The organism is Lentzea waywayandensis, from assembly GCF_900115955.1.
Taxonomy (GTDB): Bacteria; Actinomycetota; Actinomycetes; order Mycobacteriales; family Pseudonocardiaceae; genus Lentzea; species Lentzea waywayandensis.
The window spans coordinates 47,643-61,114 of record NZ_FOYL01000023.1 but is presented as its reverse complement, the minus strand read 5'-3'; the positions used below and the strand labels follow the sequence as shown (position 1 = coordinate 61,114).

Sequence of the window (13,472 nt, the reverse complement as noted above, 5' to 3'; positions counted from 1 at the left end):
CAGCAGTTCACGGCGTGGGTGGCGCGTGCTCTGCAGATCGTGGTGCATGCGGGTTCGACGTTCCTGGGCAAGACGGTCGACGACATCACGGTGAGCGTGGTGACGGTCGGTATCGCGAAGATCGTCAAGGAGATGGTGCGGCAGGCGTTGGACGAGGGCCTGGAGGATTTCCGTGACGACGCGATCGTCCAGCTGTGGCAGAAGGCCGAGAGCGACAAGGCGTGGGATTGGGACGACACGCTGAAGTCGTTCGGTTATGGGGCGGCGGCGGGTGCGTTCGCGGGGTTCCTGGGCGGGAACGTGGCGATCTTCAAGCCGGCGTGGGCCGGGAAGTGGATGACGGCCGCGGCCATCGAGGGTGCTACCGAGGTGTTCGTGGGTGCGATCACGATTCCGGCCGGGGGTGATCCCGGGGACATTTGGAAGGGGATGGTCAACGGGCTCATCTCCGGTGGTGGCATGACCGCGCTGCAGAACTGGAAGAACGAACGGGATCAGAAGAAGTTCAAGCAGGACGCGCTGAACAGGCCCGGCGAGATCGACGTTGCCGGGTATGAGCCGGGAAGCGGGATGCCGAACCTGGGCGCGGAAGGCTCACCTTCCACCCACTCGGGGCCGGGGTCGCAGTCGAACTCCGGGCCGAACTCCGGGCCGAACTCGGCGTCTGGCAATGGAACGAACTCCGGGTCGAACTCGGGTGCGAACTCGGGGCAGAACGGTGCGCCTCCGCCTGGGTCGTTCATGCAGGACGGTCCGCCGCCGGTCGGTTCGGGGGGCACCGGCAGCAACGGTGTCAACACCGGCACTGGCACCGGCACCGGCGGTGACAGCGACTCCAACGGGTCAACCAGCACGTCTGGATCTTCGGGCAACACGGGCAACAACTCCGGCACCGGCAGCGACTCAACCGGCACGTCTGGTTCTTCGGGCGACACGGGCAACGACACCGGCACGAACCAGACGAACACGACGCCGCCGGAAAGCTCGTCGTCGGCCAACAGTTCGTCGCCTTCGACGAACACGCCGAACCCGTCTGTGAACGCGCCTCCGTCGTCGACGAACATGCCGAGCAGTTCGACGAATGCGCCGTCCGCGTCGGTCAACGCACCTTCGTCCACCAACCCGCCTTCGTCGCCGACCAACGTGCCGAGCACGTCCACCAACGCTCCCGCCACGCCTGCGAATGCGTCGAGCACCTCGACGAACGGTCCGGCCACGTCGAACGTGTCAGCACAGAACACCCCGAACCTCGGCGAGAATCTGGCGGACAAGCACGGTGCGCCCGCGGTCGTGCCGCAGTCCGCTGTGGAGTCACCGGCGTTGCCGGTGCCGCCGCCGTTGGCTTCGCCGGATGTCGTCACCAACTTGGCTGGGCCGTCGGGGAACGTGACGGTTCCGCCTGTAACGCCGACCACGAAGAGTTCGAGCGACGTCCCCGTGGCCGGCATGCCGGCCACGCCCAACTCCTCGACCCCGACTCCGAACACGTCGAACACCACCACGTCGACCAACAGCACCAACAGCACACCGACCCCGGCCACCACGACGAACATCACGCCTGCGTCGACCACGCCGAAGAGCGACGTCAACGTCAAGGAGAACAGCACCACGCCGGTCTCCATCGAGACGTCCAGACCGTCGATCATGCCGGACGTCACAACGACGCCGCAGACCAACATCACGCTCGAGTCGGACGTGCCGGCGTCGATCGCGCCCGACCTCGAACAGAACCTCAACACCAACCAGCAGTTCGACGCCGACGAGTCGAACCTCGACACCGCCAGCGGTGGCGAGCTCAAGACCGCGCTCGCGAACCCGGCCGCGCAGCAGGTGACCTTGTCCAAGGATCCCAAGAGTGCTGGGCAACAGGTGGCCGAGACGGTCGTGTCGGGGACGATCACGCCCGAAGTCGGTGGTGGGATCGGGGAGTTCCTGACCTCGTTGCGGAAGAACGGCGAGTCCTCGGGCACCACGGTGCTGGTGAACCTCGGCGACTTCCAGATGCATGGGGTTCAGGTCGGGGACTTCTACCGGCTGGGAGAGTTGAACCTGTACGTCGGTGTCAACGCGGTGCGGCGGGGCACGCGTCAGGAGAAGCGGGCGCTCGCGGACCAGGTGCGGAAGTACCTGGGAGAAGGGCTCACGTTGTACCGGGGTGTGCCGGGGTGGCATCAGAGCTGGCACGAGATTCGCAACGGGGTCGTGCCGTCGCTCGACGGGAATCCCAACCCGGACTTCTCCGCCTACGACACCAGTTTCATCCCGTTCACTGCGGACCTTGACACGGCGACGTTCGACGCCGTGGTGCAGCGGGGACCGGAGGGTGGCGACGACATCCGGTTCGTGACCGGGTACGACCCGAACGACTCGGACTTCCCGGTTGGTGCGGTGGTCACCACGAAGGTGTCGGTTGCAGGTGATGTGCCTGTGGTGCTGGTCGACAGTCACACGGCGCGGGTCGGCGGGCCGCTTGTTCAGTTCGACGATGTCGTGGTGACCATGGGTACGCCCGCCGCGGAGGTGTGGCCGGGCGACCACGACGGTGCGCTGTTGAGGTCGTTGATGCCTGCGGCGCCCGATGCGGGGGAGATCACGGACTTCGTTGCTGTGCACGGGGCTTTGCGTCCGAATCCGCGGCCCGCGCCGAGCAAGGGCAAGGGGCGAGCGGGTGTTCGGGTCGAGACCGACGCACCGGTCGTGGAAAGTGGCATCGAGGACCGCAGCGAAGTCGGCTCAACGGGTGGTATCCGGACTTCGGTCGGGTCCATTCCGGACACGGGTCTTGGCGAGTTGGACGAGCACGCCTCCGACCTCGTACACGACTCGGACTCGGACGTCGAGTCCGATGTGGAAGAGAATGTCAAGGGAACCAACCCCCACGAAGGCCTGCTGGGCGCGGTGAACTCCCAACTTCGCAGCTGGGGCTGGGCAAGCGGCAAGATCGAGGCCGGCGAGTTGCGGCTCGCGCTCACCGGCCTGGACGCACAGCAAGTCACGCTGCCCAAGGACTCCAAGGGTGCCGGCCGACAGGTGGCGGAGAAGGTGGTGTCGGGCAGGATCGCCCGCCAGATCGGCGGCAAGATCGGTGAGTTCCTGACCTCGTTGCACGACGACAGCGAGAACGGCAGCACGGTGATCTTGGACCTGGGTGACTTCCGGCTGCGCGGGGTTCAGGTCGGGGACTTCTACCAGTTGGGCGAGCTGAACCTGTATGTCGGTGTCGACGCAGTGCAGCGGGACACGCTTCAGCAGAAGCTCGCGGATCAGATACGTCAGTTCCTCGGCGGCGGCTTGACGTTGCACCGGGTTGTGCCGAGCTGGCATTCGAGCTGGCACGAGATTCGCAACAACGTGGTTCCGTCGCTCGACGGGAATCCCGCCCCGGACCTCAGCGCGTACGACACCAGTTTCATCCCGTTCACCACGGACCTCGACACGGCCATGTTCGACTCCGTCGTACAACGGGGGCCGGACGACGGCGACGACCTCCGGTTCGTCAAGGGGTACGACCCGAATGACGCGGACTTCCCGCTTGGTGTGGTTGTCACTACGAGGTTGTCCGTTGCCGGTGACACGCCGGTGGTACTGGTCGACGGCACCGAGGTTCGGGTCGGTGGGCCGATCCACGGGTTCAACGAGTTCGTGTTCACCATGGGCACGCCTGCCGCGCACGTGCTCCCAGGTGACTACGACGGTGCGTTGCTGGGGTCCCTGATGCCCTCGGCGCCAGACGCGGATGAGATCAAAGCCTTCGTTACTCTGCACGGGGAATTGCGAGCGGACCCGAGCCAGGTGCCGGGCAAGGGCAAGGGGCGCGCTGCTGCCAGCATCGTTACCAGCGCGCCGGTAACGCCGGAGGACGGTGAGTCCGGGCCGAAGGTCCAGGCGGTGGCCGGTGTCGGGCAGGACTCCACTCATGGGCCGGAGCACCGATACTTCTCGCAGGTCGTTGAGGACCACCAGAAGTGGCTGTTCGTCATCAACCCCGACGACCACAAAGAGGCGCTCAAGAAGTTCCCTCTCAATCCGGGTTCGCTGTACGACTCTCAGCTGTCGCGTGGGTTTCAGGAGTCGATGCTCGCGACGTTCGCCAGCGTCCTGGACGGCGATGTCGTGCAGGTCTCGACGCTCGACTGGACCAAGTACGCCGAGTTGCACGGGCTCGCCACCTCGCGGACCACCGGCGACTACGAGTTGGTCGGTGTCAACGGCAGTTTGTCGGCCTTCGGGTTGGTGAGCAAGCGCACGCCGGCCGTCGACCTATTCGACGTGCGAGTCCTCGGCAGGCGGCTGATCGTCACTCTGGAGGGCGGCACCAAGGCCATCGAAGCTGGGGAGCAGGATCCGCTGACCCTGTTCCAGGAGATCGGCGGCATCCCCAGGGTGCACACCATGTACTCGGCGGAAGACACGCCGACCCTGGTGAACGCCATGTTCGACGACTACCGCGCGGCCGTCGACATCGCCCGGGACGACGCGGATCGTCTTCGCGCGATTGGTCAGGTCGTGCGGAACCTGCACGTTTTCCACCCTTTCTCGGACGGGAACGGGCGCCTCAACATCTTCGTGCTGATGCAGCGTTTGCTGCTGGAGAACGGATTCCGGCCGGCCGTCCACCCGAACCTGCACAGCCTGTTCAACGGCGGGTACAGCCTGGACGAGATCGTCGACGCGTTGCAGTCGGCGCAGGAGGTCGACCTCGACGAGTACCTTGCCGGACTGGCAGCGCAGAACAAGGCGGATTCCGAGCCGGTGCAGTCCACACCGGACATCGGCAGGGACTACTCCGCGATCTTCGCGGACCTGCGGCCTGCGAACTTTCCCAACCGGGAGAAGTGGAGCGCCGCCTGGGACGCCCGGCTGGACCAGGCGCGCCGCGATCTCGACGCGTTGCCCGCGAATGAAGCTGAGGCGTTGCATATCGACGCCCACATCGCGACGGGCATCGACCGTGCAGCACTGTCTGAAGTGGACCCGGACGAGAGTGCTGAGGACGCGGTCAACCGTGAGCGGCTGCAGGGCCTGATCGCGCTCGTTTCGTTGCAGCTCAAAGAAGATGCGGATCTCGCACCGGACGCTCGTCGGCGGGCGGTGTCCGACCTGGCCAACTGGTTGACCACCGACCGGCGCGTGGCGTCGTGGGGAGTGTCGCTCCCAGGGCTGCGGGGCGAGCAGCTCAACGTCCCGGACGGTCTCAGTCAGGATGCAGCGATCTCTGAGGCCCTCAACATCGCGCGGGACATCAGCACGCGCTTCAACGTGAACGTGCACTCCGCCCCAGGCGTGCAGGTCCAGAAGGACGAGTACCCGGACGCGTCAGCCATCGACCTCGACGCGATTCGACCGCGGCCATGGAACCTGGACGAGCTGCGCGGGGTGCAGGCCGCGTTGGAGCACTTCGCGCCGTTGCTGGGGGACCAGCGGGCCAACTCCACCCGTGGGCACGAGGTGCAGGAGATCCGGTCGGTCAGCGCGGTTACCTTCCGCCTCGACGAGGACGGTATCGACCCGACCGCCGCGGCCGAGTACTCCCGCCGGGCCGGCAACTTCTCGCTGTACTCCAGCGACGGGATCAGTGACTTCGGCGGTGGAACGCGTGGCATCGAGTCGTTGGCGACGTACGAGATCGCGCACGGTGTGCTCGACTACGCGCTGGCCGACTTCACGAACGAGTTCGGGACGTGGGACGCCAACCGCCGCCCGATCCTCGCGGACACAGCCGAGGCGCCGGTCGAGGGAGTGCAGACGGCCAATGACGACTTCGTCGCGTCGATCAAGGCCGCCCGGCGCGACTGGGACGCCTTCGCTGCGGTTTCGCCGAAGCACGCCGAGGCGATCGCCCAGCTCTGGATGAAGGACCCGCACCTGTTCGACAGCAACAAGAGCGCCGAGCACCTGGCCGAGGTGCTGAGCGCTCACCAGGCCGCGTTCAACGTCGCCGTCGGCGCGTGGACGGCGGACGGCTGGCCGAACTTCAAGAACGAGCGGCCGATCACGAAGTACGGCGCGACGAATCCGCACGAAGACCTCGCCGAAGCGGCGATGTACTACTTCCTCGACCCGGATGCGTTGTGGGAACGGGCTCCGGAGCGTGCGGCTTTCCTCGATGACCTGGTTCAGGGCTGGTCGCTCGACCCCGCTACGCCCGCGTCGGCCAACTTCGTGGCGTTCGGCTATGGCGACCCCGATGACGACGGCAGCGATTCGGATTCCGAGTCCGATTACGGCTCCGAACCGGGCAGTCACGACAACAGCGACCAGGACGACGACAGCAACGACGGCGATCGCGAGCCCGAGCAGCTGCCGGACAGCGATCACGACTTCCGGCAGCGGTTCGCCGACCTCCGCCCCGAGAACCACCCGACCAGGGCGTCGTGGAACGCCGCGTGGGACGCAAGGATCGTCGACGCCAAGCAGCAGCTGGACGAGATGGACGAGGAGAGCCGGGAAACTCTCGTCAACCTTGCTTACGCCACCGCGAACATCGATCGCGGGACGTACATCGCGGGTGACCTCGATCTCGGGCCGGACGGCGAGCTCGAGCTGGAGCGCAAGCAGGGGGCGATGCTGATCGTCGCCGTCGAGCTGGAACCAAACCTCGACCGGCACCGGGACGTGCGCGACGCCATCGGGCTCGACCTCTCGAACTGGCTCGGCATCCAGCGTGCCACGGCTTCGTGGGACGCACGCGCGTTGCGCGGACCGCTCGCCTCCGAATCGGTGTCCGTGGCGTCCGATGTGGACATGGCGATCGAAGAGGCCATCGACCTCATGTCTGACGCGGAAGAGCGTTTCGGCGTAAGGTTCGACTCCGACCGCGGTGTGGAACACCTGCGGAGAAGGCCGACAATCGCGCCCGCCAACGAGGTCGCCGCGATCACCAAGCGGCCGTGGACGCCGGCGGAGTTGCAGGGCGTGTACGCGGCGCTGAGCCACTTCGCGCCGATCCTGGGGGTTCAGCGCGGTGCTTCCATCCGCGCTGACGTCGACCAGGAGGTTTTGTCGGTCAGTGCTGTCACGACGCACCTCGGCGACGAGGGCGTCGTTCTCGGTGCGAACGCGCTGAACTCGACGGCGGCGCGGAATGTCAGCCTCTTCGCGAGCGGGATCTCCTTCGGCGGTTTCGGCGGCGGTGACCGCGCGGTCGAAGGCCTGGTGACGCGCGAGCTGGCCCACGGCCTGCTCGACTACGCGCTCGACGACTTCCAGGACGCGTTCGGCACCTGGGACGAAACCGGCCGTCCCGTGCTGGACGACGACGCGGAGCCGCCGCTCGACACCGCGTCCGCGAACGCCGACTTTGCGGCGTCCGTTCACGCGGCACTGACCGATCCGGACGCCTTCCACGCCATGGCACCGGCGCACGCCGAGGCGATCGACGACATCCAGCAGCGGAACCCGGAGATCTTCCCGCTGGACGTGTCCCCGGACGACGCCGTGCTGATCGCCATGAGCCTGAGCCACGAACTGGAGTACTTCAAGGAGGTCGTCGGCGCGTGGACCGCCGAAGGGTGGCTGAACTTCAAGAACGAACGGCCGATCACGAAGTACGGCGCGACCAACCCGGACGAGGACTTCGTCGAAGCGGTGATGCACCACTTCCTCGACCCGGAAGGGCTGCGGGACAAGGCTCCTCAGCGGGCAGCCTTCATCGAGGGCATGGTCGCGAACTGGACGCCGGTCACCGTCGAATCCACCGTGGACAGCGATCCCGGCGACGGCTCGGACACGGAACCAGACGACGGCGGCGGCAACGATGATCACGATTCCGGCGACCTTCAGGATCCGCAGAACGGCGACGAGTCCGAGGCCGACGAATCGGCGGGTCTCGCGCTGTCCGCCCCAGCGGTGCGGATGCTGGCCGTGCACGGCGTGGAGACGGTGCGTGTGCCCGGCACCGACGAGCAGACCAGCCTGGTCAACGCCATCGCCGCGACCCTGAACCAGAGCGCGCCGGAGGTGTCGGACGAGAGCACGCGGGAGGAGATCGCCGCGGCGGCGGACGCGAGAGTCCACGTGCTGGACCAGAACGGCGAGTTCACCTCGTTCGGGCCGATCACCGGGTTGCCCGTGCACGTGGTCGCGATCACCACGGCCGACGGCGTGCGGTATCTGGGTACGCGGGAGACCGTCCACATCGGACGGCCGGGTGTGTCGTACCCCGGTCCCACGAAGCAGGGCACTCCGAGGTCCTGGCGCACGGTGAACCGAGGCGAGTTCGAGATCGAGACGATCGCGGGCAGGCACCACGTGCGCTTGTACACCGCGGTGGTGAGCCCCGCGAACATCGACGTCAAGAAGCCACAGTTCAAGGACATCCAGCAAGATCCGGACACCGGTGAGCTGAAGATCTCGCCCGGCAAGAACTCCCAGTTGTGGGTGGGCGCGGGGCGGCCGCGGCGCGCGTTGCAGTGGCTCGCGAAGTACCAGGAGACCGACGGTGGCAGGCCCTCTGACCCGAAGAATCCGTCGTCCGCGCCGAAACGACCGGTGCTGCGTTCGTTCCTGGTTCCGCTGGACATCTACCACAAGATCACCAGTGAGGCGACGTTCGAGGGTGCGCCCGGCGCGAAGGCCGACACCCACACGTACAACGTCGACCAGCGCGGCGAACCGAACCAGTTCGGCATCGGCGGCGCGCATCTCGACGAGCTGATCAAGCACGCCGAGCGTGGGTCGCTTTTCAGCTATCCCGCGGACCCTGCGGAGTTCTTCGCCCTCCCGGACCGGGCAGGCCGGGTTGTTCCCGCCGTGCAGCTCTACGAGCGGCTCGGCCTGGACCCGGACTTCCGCAGCGACGCGGTCGGCAAGGCCTACGACCCGTGGTTCACCTGGTTGAAGCAGAACGACGGATCCTGGAAGCTCGACGGGTTCAACACCGACGCGCACCGGATGCACGACATCGCGGAGAAGTTGCGGGAACACCACCTCACCTGGGAACAGTCCACACAGGACCCCGCGAGCCGCACCTCCGACGCTCTCGTCGAACCGGATACCGAGGCCATCCCCAACGCGTCCAACGAGTCGCAGACGAAGGACCTCGGCTTCGAGGCGCGGCTCGGCCGGCTCAACCAGTTCCTCAACGAGGTGGGCCCGGCCTCCGTGAACGTCGAGAAGATCACGAACGAGGTGCTGTCCACCGGCGGTCCCGCGCTCCGGGAGCACCTCGCCGGGGTGACCGCCGTCGACGTCGACGATGCCGTTTTCCAGCAGACACTGCGCGAACGGGTCGTGCCGCAGGCGATGGGCGATGCGATGAACGCCGTCGACGGCTTCATCAAGCAGATGACGTCCTCCTCGCTGCCCGACCTGAAGGGCCTGCAGAACCTGATCGACAACGGATACCGGTCGAAGATGGCGAAGGTCAAACTGTTCGGCCCGGAGGTGATCGAGCCGGTCGTCGAGGTGTTCAAGACCAAGGTTGTAAAGCACCCGGATCTCGAGCTGCTCAGCGAGAACAGCCGAGCGGACGTGGCGGAGGCTCTGAGCGGTCCAATGCGGGACGCGCTGACGGCGAAGTTCGCCGGGATCGCAGGCCTCGGCCTCGAGTCGGCACCCAAGGGCGGCAGGAAGGCGGGTTGGCTCACCGGTCCCCGCGTGTACAGGTTCGCTAGCGCGGTCACCGGTCACCTGCTGGAGCAACAGTTCCCGGCGCTCTCGCCCGCGATCCAGGTGGTCCGCATCGCGGAGATCGCGGAGACCAAGGTGCTCGGCCCGGTCATCGCCGGTGCGCTGAACTCGTTCACCAGCAAGGACCTCGGCGGCACCGAGCCCGACGAGCTGAGAGCCGTGGTGCACGACGAGGTGCTGCCCGACCTGGAGTCCGCGATCGGCACGGCCCTGCGCGACAGCCCGGTGCTGGCGCTCGCGGACCGGAACTTCCGCGACGCTATGGCCGGTACCGTGGCGCGGGACGCTCGGGCACGGGCGGAGAACCTGCTGGAGGGCTTCGAGTTCGACCCGGTGGACTCCACCGTGGTCGACGCGCTGATGGCCAAGGTGCCGGAGCTGGCCACCCAGGCGGAGATCAGCGCATTGCTGGCCGCGGATTCCGACCGCGCCGGCCTGGACTTCAACACCCGGCCGCACGGTGAGGACCCGTTCCCGAACTCGTTCCAAAGCTGGCAGGAAGAACGGCCGGCGGAGTTCGACCGCCAGCGGCGGACCGGTGACGCGCTGAGCCTGATCATCGGTCAGGACCGCAACCCGGAGTACGCGGTCAAGGCGTTGATCGGGGCGCACCCGGAGCTGGACCCGAAGTTCGACGAGGTCGCCACCGCCGTGCAGAAGGAGCCCTTCCGCGCGCCGGGTGTGACGGGCGTCCACACCTTTTACGAGCACGCGCAGATGGTGCTGGGGCAGTACCTTACGCTCACCGCGAATGAGGACACTGGTTCGCGCCTGTTGTCGGTGGACGCGCTGGCGAAGGCGATCCTGTTCCACGACATCGAGAAGGTCAACGCCAAGAACCAGTTCGGCAACGGGCAGGGGCGCCACGACCGGGAGCCGGAGCACAAGCTCGCCGTCGTCATGATGAACCGCTACCGCGGCATCTGGAGCGACGACGCGGAGTTCGAGGCCGCCAGAGCGATCGTCGACTCCGACCCGTTCGGCTTCTACCTGCGCGGCAGGATCGACGCCGACGAGGCCTTCAGGTTCCTCGACGACCTCGCCGCCAGGATCGACCCGACCGCGCGCCCGGAGAGCTCGAAGAAGCTGTTCGAGGAGTTCCACCAGTACTACCAGGCGGACTTCTCCTCTTACACGACGCACAGCAGCTACGTCGACAGAGACGGTGCCGTCCACAGCGGACCGAACTCGTTCACCAACCGGTTCCGGGCCGACGAGGACGGGATCGTCAGGACCGACGACGGCAGGCACTTCGAATACACCGGGGTCAACGGCGGCGACGCGAAGATGGCGGCGCTGGCCGAGATGTTCCGCGACGTGGACGCCGTGCGGGAGAACCGGGTACTGCTCGGAATCGAGCGCGATCACCGGCCGGACGACTTCCGGGATCGGCGACCGGGTGACCCCGGCTCCGGCAGCGACTCGGACAGCGATGAAGATCACGGCGCCGGTGCCGGACAGGCACCACACCGGGATCATGACGCGTACTTCGGTGGGCTCCGGCGGGACGGGTTCGCCACCGAGGGCGAGTGGCGGGACGCGTGGAACACACGGATCTCCAAGACCTCCACGAGGTTCGACGCGCTCTCCGGCGCCGAGCAGGAGCCGGCGATGGCGATGGCGGCGCTCGTCGTCGCGCAACACCACCTGCAGCCTGCCGACTTCGGTCCCGGCCTGACGGCGCTGGAGCAGGCGGACGCCGACCGCTACCTGGCCGCGATGGTGTTCGTCGCGGCGCAGCTGCACGAGGACGCCGGCCTGCTCGGCGACATCGACGCAGCGGCAGACCTGTCGGAGTACCTCGCCGACGCGTTGCCGCAGGGCGTCGAGGACACCAGGACGCCGCTCGAGGTGCGGATCGACTCCTACCTCCCACGGCCGGGCCAGGAGGACGTGCGTGTCCAGCACGGCGAGTCCGGGCTGTACACCCTGGCGCCGAACCAGCCGTCGGACCTGGTGCGGCTGCGCGTAGACGACACCCGCAGCGTCGGCCTGACCCCGTTGATGGCGCGGAACTGGCTGGCGGACAACGGGATCGAGATCCCGGCGTCCGGTGACGTCGACGCCGCCATCGAGAAGCTCTTGTACAGCAGGGACAATGGTGACCGCCGTGTCACCGTGTACGACATCGACGACGCCGCGCACTTCCAGACCGCGCTGCGCGACTTCGCGGCGGACCAGCATGTGGAGCGGCAGCAGGCCGTCGTCGAGGCCATCAACGACTTGTCGGACCTGATCACCACGAAGTACCCGCCGGACGAATACAGCTATGTCGGCGTCGGCCGGAGCCCGGCACCGGTGATCGCGGTGCTGCAGAACCGGGGGCACGACGCCGTCTCGTTCCCGCTGTCGGGCTTCCGGCCCGCGCCCGCGTCGTCCACCGGTGAGACCGGCGGGTTCACCACGTCGATGAACGCCGGCCAGCAGGCGATGCTGTCCAGTCACTTCAGCGAGTTCCTCGGTGACCTGGACCCCGACAAGGACGTGCTGCTGATCGACTACACGCAGTCCGGTCGCACTCTGCTGTCCGTGCAGTCCCACCTGCAGTCGCACCTGACCGGCGAACGCGAGCTCGACGTGGACGTGCGGGCGCTGGGGATCAAGCGGACCGGTGACAACGCAGGGTTGGGCAGCGCCGGTTGGTTGCCACTGATCCACGTCGTGTCCATGGCGCGCGACGGCGACCTCGGTGCGAATGGGCCGGTGCTCGACCATGCGCTGAACTCGGAGATCTTCGACGGTCTCGCCGAGCACATGTCCTACAAGATCCTCGACCAGGACCCGGCAACCTTCGCGGACGACCGGCCCCGTCATGAGCAGCAGCCGGAGTTCGGTGTCACGACGGCCTACGAGGTGTTGAAGGAGGCCGTCGCGCTTCCGCTGAACGATTTCTTCTACTTCGACCAAAGCTCGGAGGTTGACGACGACCTGCCGCCGTTCATCCCGCCGGGGTTTGACTCGGACAGCGAGTTCGGTGACGACTCGGACCGGCCGACCGCACTCGACTACGGGTACGACAGCGAAAGTGAGAGCGACTGGATCGGCCGCACAGACAGCCCTGTCGAGGATCCCAGGTTCGTCTCGCCCGCGATGTCCGTGACGGGGGACCAGGATGATCTTCTGACGCTCCCGGTGGACGACAACGCGCCGCCCACCGTGCCTGTGGTGCCTCTGCACGATTTCGACGCGATCTACGCCGATCTCGATCCCGCGCGCTACTCGAACGAGACGGACTGGAACGCCGCGTGGGACGCGCGAATCTCTGCCGCACGAGAACAACTCGCCACGCTGCCGAACGCTGAGACGCTGCTGGTGTCCGCCTACGTCGCCACCGGGATCAACCGGGTTCGTTCCGACGAGGACGTCGCCGTCATGGGGCCTGACGGACAGGTCGAGAACAAGCGGCTGCACGGGATCGTGACCATGGCCGCAGTGCGGATGGCTCAGAACCGCGACCTGTCGCCCCCGATGCGCCGTACGGCAGCGCGCCAGTTCGCTCACTGGGCAATGACAAGCCGCGGCACGGCGCCGTGGGGAGTGCCGCTGCCGGGGCCCTTCTCCCACGAGCGGGTGTACGTTCCGCTCGATGCCGACGCTGACACTGTGATCGCCGAGGCTGTCGCGATCATGGAGCAGGTCCAGCAGGACCACGGGGTCGTGTTCGACTCGCAGGCTGGTGTCGACGCGCAGCTGGCAGCCGAACCGGACGCGTCCACTGCCGATCGCGACGCCGTCCGCCCTCGTGCGTGGAAGATCGACGAGCTGCTCGGCCTCCGGGACGGGTTCGTCCACTACGCCCCGATTCTCGGCGACCGGCGCGCGAACTCCAGCCGCGCGGACGC

Annotated in this window: 1 pseudogene (only partly in view); it reads left to right on the top strand. The window is 67.1% G+C overall.

What is annotated here, in order from left to right:
• Positions 1-13,472: pseudogene (locus tag BM417_RS45140) on the top strand (hypothetical protein); its annotated part runs 21,647 nt beyond the window's last position; the annotation flags it as partial.